The following is a 22,547-nucleotide window of genomic DNA, read 5'->3' as shown; positions in this document are numbered from 1 at the left end:
CTGTGGCCGCGTCAATCTGGCCTCCGGGTGCATAACCGCTTAACGGGCGATCTGCGATAGTGCGGAATCACTGCTGCGGTGGTTCGACTGGCGCAGAACACGAGAAATGGGGCGGAGAAGGCATGGCGACAACGGCAGAAGCGGGACTTTCGGCCATGCAGGCCCTGGCGCTGATCGGCGTGTCAGGGGTCGGGGCGCAGTACCTTGCCTGGCGGTTCCGGATGCCGGCGATCGTTCTGATGCTTGCCGCGGGGCTGGCGCTGGGGCCGGTGACCGGACTGCTGGTCCCGTCCCGTGATCTGGGGTCGCTCGTCGGGCCGATGATCTCGCTGGCCGTGTCGGTGATCCTGTTCGAGGGCGGCCTGACGCTCAGCTTCAAGAAGCTCGCCGATGCGCGGCTGGGGGTGCGGCGGCTTGTCTATATCGGGGGGCCACTGGGTTGGGCGCTGTCCACCCTGGCGCTGATGTGGGTCGGGGGGCTCAGCTGGCAGTCATCTCTCGTGTTCGGGGGCGTGCTGATCGTCACCGGCCCGACCGTGATTGCGCCGTTGCTGCGCCAGGCCAAGCTGGTTTCTCGCCCCGCCCAGGTCCTGCAGTGGGAAGGCATCGTGAACGATGCGCTCGGGGCGCTGGCCGCGGTTCTGGCGCTGCAGATCGTGGTGGTCGTGACCAGCGGGGCGTTCTGGGGGCGGGCCTTGGGCACCGTGGCACTGGGCACGGGATTCGCGTTCGTTCTGGGGCTGGTCGCCGGACGCGGGTTGGTGATCGCCTTCCGCCGGCATCTTGTACCAGAATACATGAAGGTCCCGATCCTGTTCGTGGCGGTGCTCGGCGTGTTTTCGATCGCGGATACTGGGCTGCACGAATCCGGGCTGCTGGCCGTCACCATCATGGGACTGGTGATCGCAAATGCCGACCTGCCGTCCTACTCCGAGATCTACCGGTTCAAGGAACATGCGACGATCCTGCTTGTATCCGGGGTGTTCATCCTGCTGGCAGCGGGCGTGGATTTCGGAATGATCAGCCAGCTGAACTGGCGTGCCGCGGTGCTGATCGCCGTGATCATCCTGGTGGTGCGCCCGGCCACCGTCATGCTGTCGCTGCTCGGGACCAACATGACGATGAAGGAGCGGGTTCTGGTGGCGCTGACCGGGCCCCGCGGGGTCGTTCTGGTCGCCGTGTCCGGGATCTTTGCCGAACGGCTGGTGGCGCAAGGCGTCACCGACGGGGTGCTGGTGGCCCCGCTGGCCTTCGTGCTGGTTCTGACCACCGTGCTTCTGCATGGCTTCACGCTGGCGCCAATGGCCCGGGCACTGGGCCTGACCTCTGGGGACAAGCCGGGCCTGCTGATCGTCGGCGGATCAGCCTTCACCACCGGCCTCGCCCAGGCGCTGGAGAAGATCGACGTGAACGTCCTGATCACGGATGGCAACCGCGATCATCTGCGGCTTGCGCGAGAGGCGGGGATCGAGACGTTCTACGGGGATGTCCTGTCCGAGGCGGCGGAACACAATGTCGAGTTCATCGCCTATTCCACCGTCCTCGTCGCCTCGGACAACGACGCCTACAACACGCTGGTCGCCACCGACCTCGCGCCGGAATTCGGCCGCGAGACGATCTGGCAGCTTGCCCGACACAAGGAGGATCGGCCGCGCCACGCATTGCCCAGCCAGCTGGGTGGGCAGGGGATCGGCGGCAACCGCACGCTGGCGCAGTATCTGGATCTGCTGGCCGACGGCTGGACGTTCCGGACCACCCGACTGACGGACGAATACACGCTGGATCAGTGGCGCGAGGCGCGCCCGGGCGTGATCCCGCTGGCGCAGCTGTCCGGCGATCGCCTGCAGTTCATCACCGATCCTGACGACATGTCCCACGAAGACGGCCTGCAGATCGTGTCGATGATCCCGCCGGAACTGGTCGAGCAGATCCGCCAGGACAGTGCCGACGCCGCGCGTCTGCGCCAGAATGCCAGGCAGGAAGCGAATGACGCCCGCGAGAAGCAAGGCTGATCTGCGTCGCCGTCCCGGTCGGCCGAACCGACGTTGCCGCGGTGCGAGGAGGACGGCTAGATTGGCGACGTTTGAGTAATTTCGCAGCCCAGAGGACCGTCTGCATGAAGTTTTCCACCCGCCACGACAGTGACGTCCCCGCCGAGGCGCTGTTCGATGCAGTCAGCGACTTCGCCCGGGCCGAACGTCTGCTGGTCCGGCGCGGCGCCCAGGTCCGGCGGGTCACTGACGCGGAACTGGCCTGGGACATCGCATTCGACCTGCGGGGCAGGCCGCGTGACCTGCGGTTGGCCGTCACCCGGTTGGATCGACCCGAAGTGATCGCGCTGGAGGGGCGGGGAGAGCTGTTCGACCTGCACCTGGTGATCACGGTGATCTCGCTGGCCCGCAGCAGATCCCGGCTGGTGGTGGAGGTCGAGGCGAAACCCCGGAACCTGCGGGCCCGGCTTGCGATGCAGACCGCCAGGCTGGCAAAGCCGCAGCTGGACCGGCAATTCGCCCGGCGGATCGGCCGCTTCATGTCCGAGATTGCCGCCCGGCCGGTTGGCTGACGCGCTGCGATCGCAGTGCGCCGTCGCTCAGCCGCTCGCCTGTTCGGCCCGCAGCGGATCGGCCGGATAGACCCCCAGGATCGTCAGCTCCGAGGTGAAGTAGCGCAGTTCCTCCAGCGCCCTCGCCACGGCGGGGTCGTCGGGGTGACCCTCGACATCGGCGTAGAACTGGGTGGCGGTGAACACCCCGTCGACCATGTAGCTTTCGAGCTTGGTCATGTTGACGCCGTTGGTCGCGAACCCGCCCATCGCCTTGTACAGCGCGGCGGGAATGTTGCGCACCCGGAACACGAAACTGGTCAGCATCCGGTCATCGCCGGCACGGTTGGCACGCCGGCTTTCGTCGGCTTGGCGCGACATGATCAGGAACCGGGTGGTGTTGTTCTGGCGATCCTCGATCCGGTCGGCAAGCCGGTCCAGGCCGTAGATCTCGCCGGCCAGCGCGCTGGCGAGGGCGCCGCGGTGGCGGTCGCCATGCTGCGCGACCAGCATCGCGCTTCCGGCCGTGTCGGGACCGACGATCGACCGGATGCCGTACTGGCGCAGGAAGTTGCGGCACTGGCCCAGCAGCACCGTGTGGCTCATCGCCTCGCGGATGTCGTCCAGCGTCGCGCCCGGCACCGCCAGCAGGCTGATATGCACGCGCACGAAACACTCGTCGATGATGTGCAGCCCGGATTCGGGCAGCAGGTGGTGGATGTCGGCCACCCGGCCATAGGTGGAGTTCTCGACGGGCAGCATCGCCAGATCCGCCTGGCGCGACCGGACCGCCTCGATCACGTCCTCGAACGTGCGGCAGGGCAGGGCCTCCATGTCCGGGCGGGCGGCGCGGCAGGCCTCGTGGCTGTAGGCGCCCGGTTCGCCCTGGAACGCGATGCGGTTGGTCGAGGCGGTCATCTGGCGCACCTGGTTGCGGGCGACGTCGCGCCACGCCGTTTCTGTGGATGGGCGCGGAACTATACCTTGAACCGGCAAAGCGAAAGGGCATAGATACGGGCAGATTTTCCAGCCTTACCCGACGAGGACCGCAGGCATGTTCAACACGATGACGATCACCAAGGCGGCGGGCGCACTGATCGGCTCGTTGCTGTTCCTGCTGCTGGTGTCGTGGGGGGCGTCGGCGCTGTATCACGTCGGTCCGACCGGCCATGTCGCCGAGGGTGAGGAGCATCCGCAGGCCTATCGGATCGCGGTGGACGACGGCGGCGCCGAGGGCGAGGAAGAAGCGGCCGATGAGGGGCCGGACTTTGCCACGCTGCTGGCGTCGGCCGATGCGGGCGCGGGCGAACGCGTGTTCGGCAAGTGCCGGGCTTGCCACAAGCTCGACGGTGGCAGTGCCACGGGCCCTTATCTGAACGGCGTCGTCGGTCGACCGGTGGCAAGTGTGGACGGCTTCAGCTATTCCGACGCAATGGTGGCGCATGCGGCCGAGGCCCCGACCTGGGAGCCCGAGGCGCTGCAGACATTCCTTGAGGACCCGAAGGGCGTCGTGCCCGGGACCAAGATGGTCTTTGCCGGTCTGGACAAGCCCGAGGACCGAGCCAACGTGATCGCCTATCTGCAGACGGTCAACTGAGCCGTCCAGACAGTCGATCGGCCCAAAAGGCGCGGGACCTTCCCGCGCCTTTTTGCTGTGCACAGGATCGCGAGAGACACTTGCGGTCGGCGGACGGGCCGGCCTAGCCTTGCCCGGTGATGCGGATCGAAAAGGGGGCCGGTGGATGACGCTGCTGCACAGGACAATGCAGGCCGGCTTGCTCGCGATGGCGGCCGGCGTTGCTGCTGTTCCCGTTTCCGCATGGGCGCAGGCCCCGGGTCCCGCGGCGCAGGCTGCGCCGGCCGATGAGGCGACGATCGTGGCGCACGGCGTCTCGGTCTTCGGCGAGTTGAAGCTGCCCGCGGATTTCCCCCATCTCGCCTACGTCAACCCGGATGCCCCGAAGGGCGGCGAGATCAGCGAATGGGCGGCCGGCGGGTTCGACAGCTACAACCCGTTCACGATCAAGGGCCGCGGCGCCGCGCTGTCCACGGTCATGCTGGAAAGCCTGCTGACCGGAACCGCAGACGAGGTCGGGGCGGCCTACTGCCTGCTGTGCGAGACCATCGAATATCCGGAAAGCCGCGACTGGGTCGTCTTCAACCTGCGTCCGGATGCCCGGTTTTCCGACGGCACCCCGGTCACCGCGGACGACGTGCTGTTTTCCTATGAACAACTGCGCGACAAGGGCCTGTCATCCTTTCGCACCGTTCTCGCCCAGCAGGTCGCGGGTGCCGAGGTGCTGGACGACCGGCGGATCCGCTTTACCTTCACGCCCGACTATCCCCGCCGCGACGTGATCCAGGCGGTGGGCGGGCTGCCGGTGTTCTCGCAGGCCGATTTCGACCGGAACGACCGGGACCTGTCCGACAGCTCCTCCGTCCCGTTCGTCGGTTCCGGCCCCTATGTCTTCGACAGCGCCGATATCGGCCGCACCGTCGTCTATCGCCGCAATCCCGACTACTGGGGGCGGGACCTGCCGATCAATGTCGGGCGCCACAACTTCGATCGGATCCGCGTCGAGTATTTCGGCGACTACGAGACCGCGTTCGAGGCGTTCAAGGCGGGCGAGTACACGTTCCGGAACGAGGCCAGCAGCATCATCTGGGCGACCCGCTACAATTTTCCGGCGTTCCAGAACGGCCATGTCGTGAAGGAGGAGCTACCCAGCGGCGAGGTCGCCAGCGGCCAGGCGTGGGTGATGAACCTGCGCCGACCGCAGTTCCAGGATCCGCGCGTGCGCGAGGCGATCGGCCTGGCGTTCAACTTCGAATGGGCGAACGAGACGCTGTTCTACGGCCTGTACGAGCGTGTCGACAGCTTCTGGGACAACTCGCCGCTGGAAGCCACCGGCACGCCTTCGGCCGACGAACTGGCGATCCTGGAACCGCTTGCGGCCGACCTACCGGCGGGCGTGCTGACGGACGAGGCGGTGACCGCGCCGGTCAGCGGCCCGCGCCAGCTGGATCGGCAGAACCTGCGCAAGGCGTCGGCCCTGCTGGACGAGGCGGGCTGGACCATCGACCCCGGATCGCGCGACGGGATGCGGCGCAATGCCAACGGCGAAACCTTGCGGGTCGAATTGCTGAATGAATCGCAGACCTTCGACCGGGTCCTCAATCCCTATGTCGAGAACCTGCGCGCGCTCGGCATCGACGCGGTCCACACCCGCATCGACGACGCGCAGATGGAATCCCGCCTGCGCCGGCACGAGTTCGACATGACCAACCCCAGCCAGCCGCTGGGCCAGGACCTGATCCCCGGTTCCGGCCTGCAGCAGTTCTTCGGCTCGGCCTCGACGGACGACGTCTTCAACGCGATGGGGCTGGCCAACCCGGCGGTGGACCGGCTGATCAGCCTGGTCGAGGCCGCGACCACGCAGGAAGAACTGACCACCCGCGTCCACGCGCTGGACCGCGTCCTGCGGGCGCTGCGGTTCTGGGTGCCGCAATGGTACAAGCCCATGCACACCGTGGCCTACTGGGACATCTTCGCCCATCCGGATGAACAGCCCCCCTTCGCCCTGGGTGAGCTTGATTTCTGGTGGTACGACGCCGATAAGGCGCAGAGGCTGAAAGAAGCCGGGGTGCTGCGCTGATCTGCTGCGGCCGACCGGACAGCTGACGGGGCAGGACGGTCACCATGGGCGCATATCTTCTGCGACGATTGCTGCTGATCGTGCCGACGCTGATCGGCATCATGCTGGTGAACTTTACCCTGACACAGTTCGTGCCCGGTGGCCCGATCGAGCAGATCGTCGCCCGCGTGCAGGGCGAAGGCGACGTGTTCCGCAACATCGCCGGCGGCGGTGATGCCGGTCAGGGCGGCGCCAGCGAGCAATATGCCGGCGCCCAGGGTCTGCCGCCCGAGTTCATCGCGGAACTGGAACGCGAGTTCGGGTTCGACAAGCCGCCGGTCGAACGCTTTCTGACGATGCTGGTGAACTATCTGCGCTTCGACTTCGGCGAAAGCTGGTTCCGGTCGATCAGCGTGATCGATCTGGTGCTGGAAAAGATGCCGGTGTCGATTACCCTGGGATTGTGGTCGACCCTGCTGGCCTATCTGGTCTCGATCCCGCTGGGGATCCGCAAGGCGGTTCGTGACGGGACGCCGTTCGACACCTGGACCTCCAGCACGGTCATCGTGGGGTATGCGATCCCGGGGTTCCTGTTTGCCGTGCTGCTGATGGTCCTGTTCGCGGGTGGATCCTACTGGAAGATCTTTCCGCTGCGCGGGCTGGTCAGTGACAACTTTGCCGACCTGTCGCTGTGGGGCAAGATCGTCGACTATCTGTGGCACATCACGCTGCCGGTCACGGCCGCGACGATTTCCAGCTTTGCGACCCTGACGCTGCTGACCAAGAACAGCTTCCTGGACGAGATCAACAAGCAGTACGTGATGACGGCCCGCGCCAAGGGCCTGACGGAACGAGGTGTGTTGTACGGCCATGTCTTCCGCAACGCGATGCTGATCGTCATCGCCGGGTTTCCGTCGCTGTTTCTCGGGGTGTTCTTCGGCAGTTCGATCCTGATCGAGACGATCTTTTCGCTGGACGGGCTGGGGCGGCTGGGGTTCGAGGCCGCGGTGCAACGCGACTACCCGGTGATCTTCGGGACGCTCTATGTGTTCGGCCTGCTCGGATTGGTCGTCGGGATCCTGTCGGACCTGATGTATGTGCTGGTCGACCCGCGGATCGATTTCGAGAAGCGGGCCGGATGAAGCTGTCGCCCCTGAACCGACGCCGCTGGCGGAACTTCCGCCGCAACCGCCGCGCCTTCTGGTCGCTGGTGATCTTTTCCGCGTTGTTCGTGCTGTCGCTGCTGGCCGAGGTCATTGCGAACGACAAGCCGGTGGTCGTCTCGTACCGCGGCGAGCTGCATTTCCCCGCCTATCGCTTCTATCCCGAAACCGCCTTCGGCGGGGATTTCGGGACCGAGGCGATCTATCGCGATCCCGCGGTACAGTGCCTCATAGTGTCCGGCGGGCGTCAGGAATGCTGGGACGAACCCGAAAACTTCATGGCGTCGGTACGGGCCGGGGGCAGCGATGTGCCCGCGGCCGAGCAGGGCTGGATGATCTGGCCGCCTATTCCCTATCACTACCGGACGATCAACAACGTCGGCACCGCCCCCAGCGCGCCGGATGCCGATCACTGGCTGGGCACCGACGACACCACCCGCGATGTCACGGCCCGCGTCATCTACGGCTTCCGGGTCTCGATGCTGTTTACCCTTATCGTGACCGCTGTCTCGTCGCTGCTGGGGATCGCTGCGGGCGCGGTGCAGGGCTATTTCGGCGGCCGGACGGACCTGATCTTTCAGCGGCTGCTGGAGATCTGGGGCTCGACCCCCTCGCTCTACGTCATCATCATCCTGTTCGCGATCCTGGGTCGCAGTTTCTGGCTGCTAGTGCTGGTATCGATCCTGTTCGGCTGGCCCGCGCTGGTGGGGGTTGTCCGGGCCGAATTCCTGCGGGCGCGCAATTTCGAGTATGTCCGCGCCGCGCGGGCGCTGGGAGTGAACGACGGGACGATCATGTTCCGGCACATCCTGCCAAACGCGATGGTCGCCACCCTGACGATGCTGCCGTTCGTCGTCACCGGCACGATCTCGTCGCTCGCCGCGCTCGACTATCTCGGCTATGGCCTGCCCGCGTCCGCACCCTCGCTCGGCGAACTGGCGCTGCAGGCGAAACAGAACCTGCAGGCGCCGTGGCTGGGGTTCACCGCCTTCTTCACCTTTGCCATCATGCTATCGCTGCTGGTCTTCATCTTCGAAGGCATCCGCGACGCCTTTGATCCGCGCAAGACCTTCCGATGACCGACCCCCGCGACCCCGCCGGGCCCATGCACCCGCCCGCAGACATCGTTCCCCCGGTCGTCCCGACCCCCGGGGCCGCGGCTGCGGTGCCCGCCGAGCCGCCTGACATCGACCGGCAGCAGCGCAGCGCGGATGAGGGCGAGCTTCGTCAGTCGCCGCCCGCAGACGCTGCATCCGATCCTGCTGACGATCTGGTTCTGCAGGTCCGTGACCTGAACGTCAGCTTCAGCCAGGACGGCACCGTGACGCAGGCCGTCAGCGGCGTCAGCTTTGCCGTTCGTCGCGGCGAAACGGTCGCGCTGGTCGGCGAATCTGGGTCCGGCAAGTCCGTCACCGCGCTCAGCACTGTGCAGTTGCTGGGCGACGCGGCGATCGTCCACGGCAGCGTGCTGTATGACGGGGCGGAAATGATCGGCGCCTCGGAGGCGCGGCTGCGGGCGGTGCGCGGCAACGACATCAGCTTCATCTTTCAGGAGCCGATGACCTCGCTCAACCCGCTGCACACGATCGAGAAGCAGTTGGCCGAGAGCCTGGAACTGCATCAGGGGCTCACCGGCAACAAGGCGCGGACGCGGATCCTTGACCTGCTCGACCGCGTCGGCATCCGCGACCCGGAAAGCCGGCTTGCGGATTACCCGCACCAGCTCTCGGGCGGCCAGCGCCAGCGGGTGATGATCGCCATGGCGCTGGCGAACGGGCCCGCGCTTCTGGTTGCCGACGAGCCGACGACCGCGCTGGACGTCACCATCCAGGCGCAGATTCTGGACCTGCTGGCCGATCTGAAACGGGACGAAGGCCTGTCGCTGCTGTTCATCAGCCACGATCTGGGGATCGTCCGCCGGATCGCCGACCGGGTCTGTGTCATGCAGGGTGGCCGGATCGTCGAACAGGGCCCGGTCGAGGACATCTTTCGCAACCCCCGGCACCCCTATACGCGCAAGCTGCTGGCCGCCGAACCGAGGGGCGAGGCTGATCCCGTCGAGTCCGATGCCGCGGAAATGGTGTCGACCGATGACCTGAAGGTCTGGTTCCCGATCCGCCGGGGGCTGCTGCGCCGCACCGTCGGCCACATCAAGGCGGTGAACGGCGCGACGCTGTCGGTCCGCGCGGGCGAGACGCTGGGCATCGTGGGCGAATCCGGGTCGGGCAAGACCACCCTCGCGCTGGCGATCATGCGGCTGATCGAAAGCCGCGGTCCGATCCTCTACATGGGCGAGGACATCCAGCGCTGGTCCTCCGGTCAGTTGCGGCGTCTGCGCCGCGACATGCAGATGGTGTTTCAGGATCCGTTCGGCAGCCTGTCGCCGCGCATGACCATCGCGCAGATCATTGCCGAGGGCCTCGGCGTCCACGGCGTCGAGAAGGGCCGCAACCGGCGAGAGATGGTGGCCGAGATCATGGAGGAGGTCGGTCTGGACCCGGCGGTGATGGACCGCTATCCGCACGAATTTTCCGGAGGGCAGCGCCAGCGGATCGCGATCGCCCGAGCCATGATCCTGCGGCCGCGGCTGATGGTGCTGGATGAACCCACCAGCGCGCTGGACATGACGGTGCAGGTGCAGATCGTCGACCTGCTGCGCGGGTTGCAGCGGAAATACGGCCTGGCCTACCTTTTCATCAGCCACGACCTGCGGGTGGTCCGCGCCATGTCGCACCAAATCCTGGTGATGCGCGGGGGCGAGGTGGTGGAACAGGGGCCCGCCGCGCGGATCTTTTCAAGCCCGGCGGCCGATTATACGCGCGACCTGCTGGCTGCTGCCCTGCACGACCACCGGGCCTGAGGCGCGGGCATCGACCGCCATGCGTATCCTGTTCGTTCACCAGAACTTTCCCGGGCAGTTCCCGCATCTGGCACCGGCACTGGCCGCGCGGGGCCACGACGTGCTGGCGCTGACCGATGCCGGCAACCTGCGCCCGTCTCCGGTGCCGGTGGTCCGCTACGCGACCCCGCCAAAGCCAACCGTCAGTCACGCGCTGGGCCGGACCTATGCGGAGATGGCCGAACGGGGCTGGCTGGCCGCACGCGGCGCCCGGGCGCTGCGCGACCGCCACGGCTATGTCCCCGACGTGATCCTGGGGCATACCGGCTGGGGCGAGACGCTGTTCCTGCGCGAGATCTGGCCCGATGCCCGGCTGCTGGTCTATGCAGAACTGATGTACCGCACCCGGGGTCAGGACGTCGGCTTCGACCCCGAGATCAGCCCCGGCACGGATGAGGGGCGGGTGTCCACCATCGCCCGTTCGGCCCACCTGATCCAGGGTCTGGTCCAGGCGGATGCGGGGATCACCCCCACCCGCTATCAGGCCGACAGTTTTCCTTCGGAGCTGCGTCAGAAGCTGACGGTGATCCACGACGGGATCGACACGGACCTCGTCCGGCCCGACCCGGCCGCGACAATCGCGCTGCCGGACGGGCGGGTGCTGCGGGCGGGCGACGAGGTGGTCAGCTTCGTTTCACGCTCGCTCGAGCCCTATCGCGGGTTCCATGTCCTGATGCGGACCCTGCCAGAGGTGCTCGCGGCACGTCCCCGGGCGCATGCCGTGCTGGTTGGCGGCGATGGCACCAGCTATGGCGCGGCCCCCCCGGGGGGCGGCAGCTGGAAGGCCAGGTTGCTGGCGGAACTGGGCGACCGGTTGCCGGTCGATCGTGTGCACTTCCTGGGCCGGGTGCCCTATGCCCAGTACCTGTCACTGCTGCAGGTGACCCGGGTTCATTGCTATCTCACCTATCCCTTCGTGCTCAGCTGGTCGCTGACCGAGGCGATGGCAGCCGGCGCGCTGGTCGTGGCGTCGGATACCGAACCGCTCCGCGAACTGATCCGGGACGGCGAGAATGGCCGGCTTGTCCCGTTCTTCGACCAGGCGGCGCTGCGGGCCGCGTTGATCCAGGCGCTGCGGGGCGACGACGATGCGCCCCGACTGAGACAGGCGGCGCGGGACACGATCGTCAGCCGGTACGACCTGAAACGGCACTCACTGCCGCGCCAGATCGAATGGGTCGAAGCCTTCGACCCGAGCCACCGCTAACTACACGAGGTCGTCCGCTACTCGGCCGCGCGCCAGATGTCCTGACCGGACCAGCCGCCCATCGGGTCGTCCCACGCCACCCCGCGCAGGTCAGGGGCGATCAGCAGCGGCGTGGCATAATGGAAGATCGGGATGATCGGCACCTGATCCCGCAGGATGCCCGCCGCCCGGGTGTTCTGCGGATCGGGATCGGCGGCGGTGGCTGCTTCGGCTGTGAGCCGGTCGTAGGCGGGATCGGAGAATCCGCCGGGATTGATGCCGTCGCTGCGGAACTGCCGCAGGAAAACGGACGCATCGTTCACGTCCGCACACCACCCCCACCGCGCGAGCTGGAATTCGCCCGTCCTGACTAGATCGGCATGCTCGGTCCAGTCGGCGTGGATCAGGCGAAGATCGACCCCCAGCGGCTTCCACGCGGCGCGCAGCGCAGCTGCCACCGTCTCGTGTGCGGGGGAACTGTTGTAGTGCAGCGTCAGCCGCATCGATGTTTCGGTGCCGACCCCCGCGCCGGCCATCAGCCGCGCGGCCTCGGCCATCCGGTCGTCCTGGGTGCGGGCGGCATCCGGCACGGGCGGTTCGACGAATCCGTCCATGCCCGGGGGCACCCACCCCCATGCCGGACGCTGCCCGCCGCCCAGCGCCGCAACGATCGCCTGCCGGTCGATCGCCAGCGACAGGGCCCGGCGGACAGCTGGCTTCTTCAGCAGGGGCAGCGCATCTTCGCCGACATTGACGATCAGACCGTTGGTGCAGGCGCGGGGCAGTGCGGCGGCCGCGTCTTCCCGTCCCTTCGACCAATCCCCGAACAGCGGCCCGGGGACCGCGAGCAGGTCGATTTCGCCCGCGTCGAAGCGGTCCAGCGCCGCGGCGGCCGCGCCGCCGGTCCGGATCTCGATCTCGGTCAGCCGAACCGAGTCCGCATCGCGCCAGCGTGCGTTGCGGGTGAAGCCCGCGCCTTTCTCGGCGTCGAAGTTTCGCAGCGCGAACGGACCATTTCCGATCAGCCGGTCGCTGGCCGTCCATTCGGCACCGTCGGTGGCCGCAGCTTCCAGGCGCGCCGTCGGCACGGGGAAGGTCCAGACGCGCATCACCGCCTTGTCGATCCAGGGTGTCGGTGTGCGCAACGCCAGTTCCAGCGTGTCGTCGTCGACGGCCCGCACCCCCAGCTCGCTAGGCGGGGCGTCGCCCCGCACCACGGCATCCGCGTTCCGCAGACCCATCAGCTGGGTGAACCATCCGCCCGGCGACCCGAAGGCCGGATCGGCCAGGCGGCGGAAGGCCGTCACGAAATCGCCCGCCGTCAGGGCGGCCCCGTCCGCCCAGGTCACGCCCGGTCGCAGGTGAAAGCGCCAGGTCAGCCCGTCCGCGGACACCTCGTGCCGTTCGGCCATTGCCGGCAGCGGCCGTCCGTCCGGACCGGGCCTGTACAGCCCCTCGAACAGCAAACGGATCGCCTGGTCGGACACCGGGTCGCCCGATTTCTGCGGGTCGAGGGTGCGGATCGGATCGCGGCTCCAGACCGTCAGGCTCTGATCCTCGGCCAGAGTTTCGGGAGCTTCTGCGGCAGCAATGGCGGCAGGCTCCGCGGCCGCTTCGGGCTGCGGCGTAGCCGGTGGCGCTGGCGCTGGCTGGGCAAGCGTCGGGACCGCCACGAGAGCGCTCAGGACCGCTCCAGCCGCGGCGAGCAAGGGATTTCGGAACAGGTGACCCGGATGCGTCATGGCCGTGTTCTAACCCCACGCCGCGGCGACCGCCACAAGCCCGGTGGGCTCACCCGGCGTGATTGGAAAAATCTTGACCGCAGGCGGACAGACGGCCATACGCCTGATCTGCAAATTCCGGATCTCCCTCCGTGCAGAAGACGTGCCGGAAAGGCCGCGCAGGGCACCCGCGAAGATGCACCGGGGAAGGTGAGAGGGGACATCGATGGGCGGCCTTCTGGCCTTTTCGCGCGGCGTCGACCGGATGACGACGCTTATCGGTCGTTGGGTCAGCTGGCTGATCCTCGTCGCGATCCTCGTCAGCGCCGGCAACGCCATCATCCGCAAGGTCTGGTCCATCTCGTCCAACGCGTGGCTGGAACTGCAGTGGTATCTGTACGGGGCCGCGTTTCTGCTGGCCGCCGCCTACACGCTGCTGGAAAACGAGCATATCCGCATCGACATCCTGTATGGCGGTCGCACCCGGCGGACCCAGCACTGGATCGACCTGATCGGGCATCTGCTGTTCCTTATGCCGTTCGTCATCCTGATGATCTGGCTGATGGTCCCGTGGCTGGAACGTTCGATCGCCTCGGGCGAACGCTCGATGAACGCGGGCGGGCTGATCCTCTGGCCGGCCAAGGCCCTGCTGCTCGCCGGCTTCGTGCTGCTGTTCCTGCAGGGCGTGTCCGAGATCATCAAGAAGATCGCGGTGATGCGCGGGCTGACCGAGGACACACAGGCGCCGGTATCGCCGCACAAGGTGGTGCAGATCGACGACAGCGCCCTGGCCGAGGCAGGCTTTGCCAGTCCGGATCACCCGATCACCGACGCGATGATCGATCATCCGCTCGATCACAACCGCAACCAGACCGACCGCGACCGGACCAACGGGGACACGCGCTGATGATCCTGGAACTGATCGCCGAGAACATGGCGCCCATCATGTTCCTGTCACTCGTGGGATTCCTGCTGCTCGGCTATCCGGTGGCGTTTGCGCTGGCGGCGAACGGGCTGCTGTTCTTCGTCATCGGCGTCGAACTTGCGCCGCTGTCGGGGGGCAACATCAACCTGAGCTGGCCACTGTTGCAGGCGATGCCGGAACGTCTGTGGGGGCTGCTGTCGAACGAGACGCTGCTGGCGATCCCGTTCTTCACCTTCATGGGGATCGTGCTGGAAAAGTCCGGCATGGCCGAGGATCTGCTGGACACGATCGGCCAGCTGTTCGGCCCGGTTCGCGGCGGGCTGGCCTATGCCGTGATCATCGTGGGCGCGCTGCTGGCCGCCACCACGGGGGTGGTCGCCGCGTCGGTGATCGCCATGGGGCTGATCTCGCTGCCGATCATGCTGCGCTATGGCTATGACCGCCGCATCGCGTCGGGGGTGATCGCGGCTTCGGGGACGCTGGCGCAGATCATCCCGCCGTCGCTGGTGCTGATCGTCCTGGCCGACCAGCTCGGCCGGTCGGTCGGTGACATGTACAAGGGGGCGCTGATCCCGGGTCTGGTGCTGACCGGGCTCTACATGTCCTACGTGGCGCTGATGTCGATCATGCGCCCGAATTCGATGCCGGCCCTGCCGAAGGAGGCGCGGACGCTCGGCTCCGGCATCCTGTCGCTGATCGTGGCGCTGGTGGCGGCCATCGGGGTCTTCTACGTGGCGTGGTCGTGGCTGCACCCGACCCAGGGGGTCAACGCCGATATCCTCGCCGCCGCCATCGCGGTCATCGTGATCTATGTCGCGGCCCTGCTGGACCGGGCGCTGAAGCTGAACATGATGAGCCGCCTTGCCCAGCAGGTGATCATCGTGCTGATCCCGCCGCTGGCGCTGATCTTCCTGGTGCTGGGGACGATCTTCCTGGGCATCGCCACGCCGACCGAGGGCGGCGCCATGGGCGCGGTCGGGGCGCTGGTGCTGGCAGGGATGAAGGGGCGTCTGGGCGGCGGCGTCATACCGCAGGCGCTGGCGTCTACCACCCGACTGTCGTCCTTCGTGATGTTCATCCTGGTCGGGGCGCGGGTGTTCTCGCTGACGTTCTACGGCGTGAACGGGCATCTGTGGGTCGAACATCTGCTGACCTCGCTGCCGGGCGGCGAATACGGCTTCCTGATCGTCGTTTCGATCCTCGTCTTCCTGCTGGCGTTCTTCCTCGACTTCTTCGAGCTTGCCTTCATCATCGTGCCGCTGCTGGCACCGGCGGCAGAGAGCCTTGGCATCGACCTGATCTGGTTCGGCGTGCTGCTGGGCGTCAACATGCAGACCAGCTTCATGCACCCGCCGTTCGGTTTCGCGCTGTTCTTCCTGCGTTCGGTCGCGCCCAAGGCGGCGTATACCGACAAAGTCACCGGCCTGACGATGGATCCGGTGCGCACCTCGCAGATCTACTGGGGCGCGGTGCCGTTCGTGGTGATCCAGATCGTGATGGTCGCGCTGGTGCTGATGTTCCCGGGCATGGTCATGCACTACAAGGGTGCCCCGATCGACACGTCGAACGTGCGGATCGAGATTCCGATGGGCACGCAGGGCAGCGGTGGGCTGGGCGGTCTCGGCGGGCTGGGCGGACTGGGCGGCAGTCCGTTCGGACAGCCCGCGGCCCCGGCCGGCGGCACGGATGCGGCGCCGGATCCGGCGGGCGCCACGCCCGGCGGGCTGGGTGGTCTGGGCCAGCTTGGCGCGCCGAACTATGGTGGACCGGCGGCCCCGTCCGGCGACGCGGATGGCGGAGACCCGGCCCAACCCGCTGCTGACGATACACCTGCGCCTGCCGCATCCGGTACGGGTGGGCTGGGAGGGCTTGGCGGCCTGGGCGGTCCGCCCCCGGGCCTCGGGTCGGCTCCGCCCGGAAACTGATCCGCCGCCGGCACGGTTTGACGCTTTCCCAAGTCGGCAACATGAGCCTGTAAACGAAACCGCCGCCCGGAAGGGCGGCGGTTCATCCGTTCTGGCGCAAGATCGTTACAGCTTGCCGTTGCGCTGCTGGATCATCATCAGCGTGTCATAGGTATATTCGGCCGTCTGGCTGTACAGGTACCAGTCGTTGATGAACGGCTTCATCGCCTCCCACATGCGCTTGAACTCGGCATTCTCGCCGGCGATCTCGTCATAGACCTCGCGCGACGCATCGAAGCTGGCCATCAGCACATCCTCGGGGAACGGCCGCAGCTGCGCGCCGGTCGAGGCGAGGTTCTTCAGCGACGTCGGGTTCTTGAAGTCGTACTTGGCCAGGGTGTTCTGGTCGGCAGCCTGACAGCAGGTCCGCATCAGCGACTTGTAGATGTCTGGCAGCTCGTTCCACTTGTCCATGTTGATGAACATGCCGACGGTCGGCCCGCCCTCCCAGAAGCCGGGATAGTAGTAATAGGGCGCAACCTTCTGGAAGCCGAGCTTCTCGTCGTCATAAGGGCCGACCCACTCGGCCGCGTCGATCGTCCCCTTTTCCAGCGCCGGATAGATGTCCCCGCCGGCGATCTGCTGGGGCACCACGCCCAGTTTCTCCACCACCCGGCCCGCGAGGCCCGAGATCCGCATCTTCAGCCCCTGCATGTCGGCGATCGAGTTGATCTCCTTCCTGTACCAGCCACCCATCTGCGTGCCGGTGTTGCCGCAGGGGAAGCAGATCAGGTTCTGGCTGGCCAGGAACTGGTTGTAGGCGTCGATCCCGCCGCCGTGGTAATTATAGGCGGCCTTGGCGCGGGCGTTCATCGTGAAGGGCAGATCCGCCCCGCAGGCAAAGGCCGGATCCTTGCCCCAGCTGTAATAGCCGACCGAGTTCGCCACCTCGACCGTGCCGTCGGTCGCGGCATCGATCGCCTGCAGGCCGGGGACGAGCTCGCCGGCTGCAAAGACCTGCATGTTGAACTTGCCGCCGGTCGCTTCCCGCATCCGGTCGGCAACCTCCAGGCCGCTGCCATAGATCGTGTCCAGCGACTTGGGAAACGACGACGCGACGCGCCAGCTGATCGACGGCATCTCCTGCGCGATGGCGGGTGCGGCAAGACCGGCGCCGGCCGCCGCCGCCGCGCCGCCGATCGACGCGCGGCTCAGGAACGTGCGTCGGTCGAATCTGGTGGTGTGGGTCAAGATGAATTCCTCCTCTGTGGCGCGCCGACACTGATCTGGCCGGTCGCGTTCATGCGACGCAGATTGCATTCGGCGTTCGCACCTGTCCACACACGGTTGCCGCGCGCCGCGCAATAACACCGTACCAAGGCCGCGTACCTGCCGCCCGGCTGTCGTGCCGTGCGTCCCCGACCGCCGGCGCGCCGCTAACCAGAGGTGATTGGGCTTTTCCTTTGCCGGGGACTGTGGAATCCATGCCTGACATATTCGGGGCGGGAAACACATGGCCACAGCACAGGGCGCGGGCGCCGGGCAGGGATTGCGCCTGATCGCGCCGCCGCTGCTCTATGCCATCCTGATGCTGGCCATCCCGCTGCTGACGATCCTGGCGTATTCGTTCTTCAGGGACGACTACCTGACGGTCGTCCGTGAATTCACGCTCGACAATTATCGCGCGGTCTGGGCCGACCCGATCTTTCGGGCCATCCTGCTGCGCTCGCTGGCAGTCGCCGGGCTGGTGACGCTGACCACGGTGCTGCTGGCGTTTCCGGTCGCCTATTTCCTGTCGTTCGTGGTGCCGCCGCAGCGCAAGGCCCTGTGGCTGCTGCTGATCACCATCCCGTTCTGGACCAGCTACCTGATCCGGGTTTTCCTGTGGAAGGTCATCCTGGGATATAACGGTGTGGTCAATTCGGGACTGAAGAGTCTCGGGGTCATCGACCAGCCGCTGCAGTTCCTACTGTACAACACCGGCTCGATCGTCATGACGCTCAGCCATGCCTATGCGCCCTTTGCGATCCTGCCGATCTATGTCGCGCTGGAGAAGATCGACCGCTCGCTTCTCGAGGCCGGGCGCGATCTGGGCGAAAGCCGCGCGATGACCTTCTGGCGCGTGACGCTGCCGCTGGCGATGCCCGGCGTGGTCGCGGCGGTGCTGATCGTGTTCATCCCGACGATCGGCGATTACGTCACGCCCACGGTGATCGGCGGCGGCAAGATCCCGATGGTCGCTAACATGATCCAGGCGCAAATGCTGGACATCGACAACAAGCCCCTGGGCTCGGCGATCGCGATCAGTTCGATGGCGGTGGTGACGGCGCTGAGCCTGCTGTTCCTGCTGCTCAACCGGCGCTTCCTGCGGGTGCGGGCATGAGCGTGGCGGGACGAGGGTCCGGGCTGCGCGTCTATGCCGTGGCCTATCTGGTCTTCCTGTACGCGCCCATCGCGCTGCTGCCGATCTTTGCACTGAACGATGCGACGGTGATCGCCTTTCCGCTGAAGGATTTCACCACCCGCTGGTTCGTCCAGATGGTCGAGAATGCCGCGCTGCGGACCGCGCTTCTGAACTCGCTCACCATCGCGCTCAGCGCCGCGGTTCTTGCCACGTCGCTGGGCATCTTCGCGGCCCGTGCCTCAACGCGGTACAGCTTTCCGGCTAAGGGGCCGATCATGGGCCTGATCATGCTGCCGCTGGTTCTGCCGGAAATCATCGTGGCGGTGTCGCTGCTGGTCGTTCTGCTGGCGGCCGGGGTGAATCTGTCGATCTTCACGGTGATCCTTGGACACACGCTGATCTGCATGCCGTTTGCCGTGGCGATCCTGTCCACCGCCTTTGCTAGCCTTGACACGTCGCTCGAGGAAGCTGCCTACGATCTTGGCGAAACCCGGTGGAGCGCGTTCCGTCTTGTCATCCTGCCCTTGGTCATGCCGGGGATCATGTCGGCGCTGCTGATGAGCTTCACGGTCAGCCTGGACGAATTCATCATCGCCTTCTTCCTCGCCGGCAACGAACCGACACTGCCCACCTACATCTTCAGCCAGCTGCGCTTTCCCAAGTCGATTCCGATGATCATGGCGCTTGGCACGATGCTGGTGGCGCTGTCCGTCGTGCTGCTGATGCTGGCCGAGTATTTCCGCCGCCGCGGCGTCGCCCGCACCGGCCGGACCGATAGCGGAGGTTTCCTGTGACGATCCCCCAGCCCTCTGCCCGCGTGGCCCCCGCATCCGCTGCGGGTGCCGCGCCGGCGCGTCGGCCGCGCCCGGACCAGGCGCCCCGCCGGCCGATGATCGAGTGCCGGGGTCTGCACAAGTACTACGGTGACTATCACGCCCTGCGCGGCATCGACCTGACCATCCGCGAGGGCGAGTTCTTTTCGCTGCTGGGCCCGTCCGGCTGCGGCAAGACCACGCTGCTGCGCACGATTGCCGGGTTCGAGGACATCAGTTCGGGCGTGGTCATGATCGACGGCAGGGACATGCGGAACGTTCCTGCCAATGTCCGGCCGACGAACATGGTCTTTCAGTCCTACGCCATCTTTCCGCATCTGACGGTCGCGGAAAACGTAGGTTTCGGCCTGCGCCGCGACCCGCGTTCCCGCGTCGAAAAGGCAGCGGCGGTGGAGGAGGCGCTGGGCATGGTCGGGCTGACCGGGTTTGGCGGCCGTGCCGCCCATGCGCTGTCCGGGGGGCAGCGCCAGCGCGTCGCACTGGCCCGGGCGCTGATCCTGAAGCCCAAGGTGCTGCTGCTCGACGAACCCCTGTCGGCGCTGGACCGCAAGATGCGCGAGCAGATGCAGGTCGAACTGATCAAGCTGCAGCGCCAGGTGGGCATCACCTTCGTCCTGGTCACCCATGACCAGGAGGAGGCGCTGGTTATGTCCGATCGCATCGCCGTCATGTTCGAGGGCGAGATCGCCCAGCTGGACGGACCCGAGGCGCTGTATGCCCGGCCGGCCAGCCGCAAGGTTGCGGATTTCATCGGCGTGATGAACTTCCTGCCCGCCCGGATCATGTCCGAAACCCATGATCACGTCACCGTCGCCGCCCCCGGCCTGGGCACGGTCGACATCCCCGCAGCGAATGTCAGCCGCGTCGATGCGGGCGACGCCGGCCCCAGCATCGGATTCCGCCCCGAGGCCGCGACCCTGCTGGGCGCGGGGGCGACGGCCGCAGGGCGGGTGACCGAAGGGGTGATCGACGAGGTCGTCTATTACGGCGACATGACCTATTACGACGTGATCATGGACGGGACCGATGCCTATGACGGCATCCCGCACGAGGTCCGCATCTCGATGCGCAACGTGTTCGGGCGCGAAGTGCCCGACGTCGGCACGCGAACCCGGGTCAGCTGGTCGCCGGGCTCTCTGGTGCTGTTTCGCTGAGCTTTATCGACAGGAATTCGAGACGGGACCGCAAAGATGAACGACACGCCACTTGCCCGCGCCTTTGCTGCCATTGATGCCGCGAATGCCGCCGATCCCCGGCAGGAAGACGGCCAGCCTGCGGAACTGCTGTACGGTCAGCGGATGACCGCTGAACAGCAGCATCTGTTCCCTGACGCCACCGATCCGCTGCGCATCGCCTGCCGGGGCCAGCATATCGAGCGGTGGATGCTGTCCCGGTCCGCCTATCCCGAGGGGCGCGAGGGTTACCTAACCTGGCGCCGCGATCAGGGGCGGCGGCATGCGGAACGCGTCATGCAGATCATGCGCGCGGCGGGCTACGGGGATGACGACGTCGCGGCCGCGGGACGGATGCTGCGGAAGGAGGGGATCAAGCGCGATCCGCAGGTTCAGGCGCTGGAGGACGTGGCGTGCTTTACCTTCATCCGTCACTATCTTGGCGACTTCGCGACGACCCAGGATCCCGACGCCCTGGTCCGCATCGTGGCCAAGACGGCGCGCAAGATGTCCGCCGATGCGCGGGCGCGGGCCCTGGCTGAATTTGCGATGCCGGATCAGCTTGCCGCAGCGGTGCGGACTGCCGACGCCGCCTGAGCGGGTATCGTCAGAGCGGTGGCGAACTCGTGGCCGGATCGGTGCCGTCCGCCTGGCAAAAGGCCCGCATCAGCGCGCCGATCAGCCATCGGGCCGCGGGGCCGGCGGCGCTGCCCCGCCGGGTCAGCAGCAGCAGGTCGTATCGGGTCTTCGGCGCTTCTGGCAGAGCCAGGTGAACCAGCCGGCCGGCGGCCAGATCGTCGCGCACCAGGTGCAGCGGCATGTTGCCCCAGCCGATCCCCTCGCTCAGCAGCGCATGTTTCGCGGACAGATCCGCAATCCGCCAGGTCCGAGTCGACAGCACCGAAAAGTCGCGCCCCATCGTCAGCTCGGACCAATCCGTCAGGACCACCTGCAGATGGTCGCGGACCATGCCGGGCCGCGCCTGGGCCACGGCCAGCGGGTGATCGGGCGCGCAGACCGGGACCAGCGTGACCGCACCGAGATGCTGCTGCTCGGTGCCCTCGATCGGCTGGACGATTGGCCCGGTGACGGCCAGATCGGCCCAGTCGTCCATCAGCCGCGCCGCCGGTCCCCCCAGTGCCTCGACATGCAGTTGCAGCGGCACCGTCGGAAAGGCGGCCGCGAAGTCGCGCAGCAGTGCGGCGATCACCTGCATCGGCGCCATGACATCCAGCGCCAGCGACAGCGTGGGTTCGACCCCCTGCCTCAGCCCCGCCACGCGGGCGCGCAGCCGGTCCACGTCGTCGCCGATGCGCCGGATGTCGGCCAGCAGCGCCTGGCCGCGTGAGGTCAGGCGCGGTTTGCGCGACCCTTCCCGGTCGAACAGGACCACCCCCATTTCGCCTTCCAGATGGGCGATGGCGTAGCTGATCACAGATGTGGCCCGGCCAAGATGCCGGGCCGCAGCCCCGAAGCTGCCGGTGTCCACGATCGCCAGAAACACCTGAAGCTGGTCGAGGGTCGGTGACAGGGTGGGGTCCGCGGGTCCGCCGCCCTGGCGCCCGCCCGCGTGTGCCGGTCCGGGCGGCGCAGGCGGACGCCGCACGCTCAGCCCTCGATCGGCAGGGCCGTCGTGGATTTCATCTGCTCCATCGACAGCAGGGCGGTCATCGACTGCACGCGCACCTCGGCGGTCAGCGCCTGATAGAACCGGTCATAGGCCCGTGCATTGCGCACCTGCACCTTGAGCAGATAGTCGATGTCGCCTGCCAGTCGGTGGGCCTCGACTACCTCGGGGCGGGCGCGCACCGCCGTCAGAAACCGCGCCGCCCAGTCTGGGTCATGTTCCGCCGTCCGGATCAAAACGAAGAAGCAGGCCTCGAGCCCCAGTGCCTCGGGGTCGAGCAGCGCGACCTGCGCCCGGATCACGCCCTGCTCGCGCATCCGCCGTATGCGGTTCCAGACCGGCGTCCGCGACGCCCCGACACGCGACGCCATCTCGTCCAGCGGCAGGGTGGTGTCCTGCTGCAGCAGGGTCAGAATCTTGCGATCCGTCGCATCCAGGCGGACCGGGCCTGATACGTCCGTGCGGGGCCGGTCAGGGCGGGCGACGGGGTCGCGCGGGTCGGATTCCATGGGCGATGGTCCTGCGGGCTGCGGCAA

The 22,547-nt window shown here is 67.0% G+C and carries 19 protein-coding genes; 14 read left to right on the top strand and 5 right to left on the bottom strand.

What is annotated here, in order from left to right; translation table 11 throughout:
• The first annotated feature begins 122 nt into the window (after positions 1-122).
• Both Q0938_RS04420 and Q0938_RS04415 read left to right on the top strand, forming a co-directional pair.
• Positions 123-2,012, top strand: a complete 1,890-nt coding sequence (locus Q0938_RS04420) for a sodium:proton antiporter (protein WP_299359564.1) — start codon at positions 123-125, stop codon at positions 2,010-2,012.
• A 104-nt stretch (positions 2,013-2,116) separates the two neighbouring features.
• Positions 2,117-2,563, top strand: a complete 447-nt coding sequence (locus Q0938_RS04415; RefSeq protein WP_299359562.1) for an SRPBCC family protein — start codon at positions 2,117-2,119, stop codon at positions 2,561-2,563.
• Positions 2,564-2,590: 27 nt separating this feature from the next.
• Here the strand turns inward: Q0938_RS04415 and Q0938_RS04410 are convergent, their stop codons facing one another.
• Positions 2,591-3,460: a prephenate dehydratase gene (locus Q0938_RS04410; protein ID WP_299359559.1), complete on the bottom strand. Its 870-nt coding sequence runs from the start codon at positions 3,458-3,460 to the stop codon at positions 2,591-2,593.
• 136 nt (positions 3,461-3,596) lie between these two features.
• Between Q0938_RS04410 and Q0938_RS04405 the strand changes: the two genes are divergently transcribed.
• The 6 genes from Q0938_RS04405 to Q0938_RS04380 all read left to right on the top strand — a co-directional run bounded on the left by Q0938_RS04405 (position 3,597) and on the right by Q0938_RS04380 (position 11,446).
• Entirely contained in the window at positions 3,597-4,139 is a 543-nt protein-coding gene (locus tag Q0938_RS04405) for a cytochrome c family protein (protein WP_299359557.1), read from the top strand.
• A gap of 145 nt (positions 4,140-4,284) precedes the next feature.
• Complete coding sequence (locus Q0938_RS04400) at positions 4,285-6,198, top strand: extracellular solute-binding protein (RefSeq protein ID WP_299359555.1); 1,914 nt, start codon at positions 4,285-4,287, stop codon at positions 6,196-6,198.
• A gap of 44 nt (positions 6,199-6,242) precedes the next feature.
• Positions 6,243-7,319, top strand: coding sequence for a microcin C ABC transporter permease YejB (locus Q0938_RS04395; RefSeq protein WP_299359553.1), 1,077 nt, complete (start codon positions 6,243-6,245; stop codon positions 7,317-7,319).
• Positions 7,316-8,419 carry an ABC transporter permease gene (locus Q0938_RS04390; protein ID WP_299359551.1) on the top strand — a complete coding sequence of 368 codons (1,104 nt, stop codon included), beginning with the start codon at positions 7,316-7,318 and terminating at the stop codon, positions 8,417-8,419. Before Q0938_RS04395 ends, Q0938_RS04390 begins: the two co-directional genes overlap by 4 nt.
• A complete protein-coding gene (locus Q0938_RS04385) occupies positions 8,416-10,200 on the top strand; it encodes an ABC transporter ATP-binding protein (protein WP_299359549.1) in 1,785 nt (594 codons plus the stop codon). Before Q0938_RS04390 ends, Q0938_RS04385 begins: the two co-directional genes overlap by 4 nt.
• 19 nt (positions 10,201-10,219) lie before the next feature.
• The gene (locus Q0938_RS04380; RefSeq protein WP_299359547.1) at positions 10,220-11,446 is read left to right on the top strand and encodes a glycosyltransferase; all 1,227 of its coding nucleotides are present in this window, start codon (positions 10,220-10,222) and stop codon (positions 11,444-11,446) included.
• Positions 11,447-11,463: 17 nt separating this feature from the next.
• On the opposite strand, the gene Q0938_RS04375 is transcribed toward Q0938_RS04380, so the two are convergent.
• Positions 11,464-13,167 carry a peptide ABC transporter substrate-binding protein gene (locus Q0938_RS04375; protein ID WP_299359544.1) on the bottom strand — a complete coding sequence of 568 codons (1,704 nt, stop codon included), beginning with the start codon at positions 13,165-13,167 and terminating at the stop codon, positions 11,464-11,466.
• A gap of 205 nt (positions 13,168-13,372) precedes the next feature.
• On the opposite strand from Q0938_RS04375, the gene Q0938_RS04370 reads away from it, so the two are divergent.
• Together Q0938_RS04370 and Q0938_RS04365 are read left to right on the top strand one after the other, a co-directional pair.
• Positions 13,373-14,053, top strand: a complete 681-nt coding sequence (locus Q0938_RS04370) for a TRAP transporter small permease subunit (RefSeq protein ID WP_299359542.1) — start codon at positions 13,373-13,375, stop codon at positions 14,051-14,053.
• Positions 14,054-14,055: 2 nt separating this feature from the next.
• Entirely contained in the window at positions 14,056-15,996 is a 1,941-nt protein-coding gene (locus Q0938_RS04365) for a TRAP transporter large permease subunit (protein WP_299359615.1), read from the top strand.
• 105 nt (positions 15,997-16,101) lie between these two features.
• On the opposite strand, the gene Q0938_RS04360 is transcribed toward Q0938_RS04365, so the two are convergent.
• The gene (locus tag Q0938_RS04360) at positions 16,102-17,226 is read right to left on the bottom strand and encodes a TRAP transporter substrate-binding protein (RefSeq protein ID WP_299359540.1); all 1,125 of its coding nucleotides are present in this window, start codon (positions 17,224-17,226) and stop codon (positions 16,102-16,104) included.
• A gap of 262 nt (positions 17,227-17,488) precedes the next feature.
• Between Q0938_RS04360 and Q0938_RS04355 the strand changes: the two genes are divergently transcribed.
• The 4 genes from Q0938_RS04355 (at position 17,489) to Q0938_RS04340 (ending at position 20,981) form a co-directional block, all read left to right on the top strand.
• A complete protein-coding gene (locus Q0938_RS04355) occupies positions 17,489-18,358 on the top strand; it encodes an ABC transporter permease (protein ID WP_299359538.1) in 870 nt (289 codons plus the stop codon).
• Positions 18,355-19,173: an ABC transporter permease gene (locus tag Q0938_RS04350; protein WP_299359536.1), complete on the top strand. Its 819-nt coding sequence runs from the start codon at positions 18,355-18,357 to the stop codon at positions 19,171-19,173. The genes Q0938_RS04355 and Q0938_RS04350 overlap by 4 nt, the downstream gene beginning before the upstream one ends.
• Before the next feature lie 95 nt (positions 19,174-19,268).
• Positions 19,269-20,366, top strand: a complete 1,098-nt coding sequence (locus tag Q0938_RS04345) for an ABC transporter ATP-binding protein (protein ID WP_299359612.1) — start codon at positions 19,269-19,271, stop codon at positions 20,364-20,366.
• A 36-nt stretch (positions 20,367-20,402) separates the two neighbouring features.
• Entirely contained in the window at positions 20,403-20,981 is a 579-nt protein-coding gene (locus Q0938_RS04340; protein ID WP_299359533.1) for a DUF4202 domain-containing protein, read from the top strand.
• A gap of 10 nt (positions 20,982-20,991) precedes the next feature.
• Here Q0938_RS04340 and Q0938_RS04335 read toward each other — a convergent pair whose 3' ends face one another.
• Positions 20,992-21,990 (bottom strand): LysR family transcriptional regulator, encoded by a 999-nt coding sequence (locus tag Q0938_RS04335; protein WP_299359530.1) that lies wholly within the window; start codon positions 21,988-21,990, stop codon positions 20,992-20,994.
• 2 nt (positions 21,991-21,992) lie between these two features.
• Positions 21,993-22,520 carry an Lrp/AsnC family transcriptional regulator gene (locus Q0938_RS04330; protein WP_299359527.1) on the bottom strand — a complete coding sequence of 176 codons (528 nt, stop codon included), beginning with the start codon at positions 22,518-22,520 and terminating at the stop codon, positions 21,993-21,995.
• Positions 22,521-22,547: the final 27 nt, after the last annotated feature.

The organism is uncultured Paracoccus sp., assembly GCF_947496875.1.
Taxonomy (GTDB): domain Bacteria; phylum Pseudomonadota; class Alphaproteobacteria; order Rhodobacterales; family Rhodobacteraceae; genus Paracoccus.
The sequence above is the reverse complement of the archived record's forward strand: the minus strand, read 5'-3'. Positions and strand labels throughout refer to the sequence as shown.

Bases quoted from the DNA above. Each gene is read 5' to 3' on its own strand.
- Q0938_RS04350 (WP_299359536.1), top strand. From the start codon at position 18,355: ATGAGCGTGGCGGGACGAGGGTCCGGGCTGCGCGTCTATGCCGTGGCC.
- Q0938_RS04390 (WP_299359551.1), top strand. From the start codon at position 7,316: ATGAAGCTGTCGCCCCTGAACCGACGCCGCTGGCGGAACTTCCGCCGC.
- Q0938_RS04395 (WP_299359553.1), top strand. From the start codon at position 6,243: ATGGGCGCATATCTTCTGCGACGATTGCTGCTGATCGTGCCGACGCTG.
- Q0938_RS04370 (WP_299359542.1), top strand. From the start codon at position 13,373: ATGGGCGGCCTTCTGGCCTTTTCGCGCGGCGTCGACCGGATGACGACG.
- Q0938_RS04405 (WP_299359557.1), top strand. From the start codon at position 3,597: ATGTTCAACACGATGACGATCACCAAGGCGGCGGGCGCACTGATCGGC.
- Q0938_RS04330 (WP_299359527.1), bottom strand. From the start codon at position 22,520: ATGGAATCCGACCCGCGCGACCCCGTCGCCCGCCCTGACCGGCCCCGC.
- Q0938_RS04380 (WP_299359547.1), top strand. From the start codon at position 10,220: ATGCGTATCCTGTTCGTTCACCAGAACTTTCCCGGGCAGTTCCCGCAT.
- Q0938_RS04410 (WP_299359559.1), bottom strand. From the start codon at position 3,460: ATGACCGCCTCGACCAACCGCATCGCGTTCCAGGGCGAACCGGGCGCC.
- Q0938_RS04355 (WP_299359538.1), top strand. From the start codon at position 17,489: ATGGCCACAGCACAGGGCGCGGGCGCCGGGCAGGGATTGCGCCTGATC.
- Q0938_RS04345 (WP_299359612.1), top strand. From the start codon at position 19,269: ATGATCGAGTGCCGGGGTCTGCACAAGTACTACGGTGACTATCACGCC.
- Q0938_RS04400 (WP_299359555.1), top strand. From the start codon at position 4,285: ATGACGCTGCTGCACAGGACAATGCAGGCCGGCTTGCTCGCGATGGCG.
- Q0938_RS04420 (WP_299359564.1), top strand. From the start codon at position 123: ATGGCGACAACGGCAGAAGCGGGACTTTCGGCCATGCAGGCCCTGGCG.
- Q0938_RS04385 (WP_299359549.1), top strand. From the start codon at position 8,416: ATGACCGACCCCCGCGACCCCGCCGGGCCCATGCACCCGCCCGCAGAC.
- Q0938_RS04415 (WP_299359562.1), top strand. From the start codon at position 2,117: ATGAAGTTTTCCACCCGCCACGACAGTGACGTCCCCGCCGAGGCGCTG.
- Q0938_RS04375 (WP_299359544.1), bottom strand. From the start codon at position 13,167: ATGACGCATCCGGGTCACCTGTTCCGAAATCCCTTGCTCGCCGCGGCT.
- Q0938_RS04340 (WP_299359533.1), top strand. From the start codon at position 20,403: ATGAACGACACGCCACTTGCCCGCGCCTTTGCTGCCATTGATGCCGCG.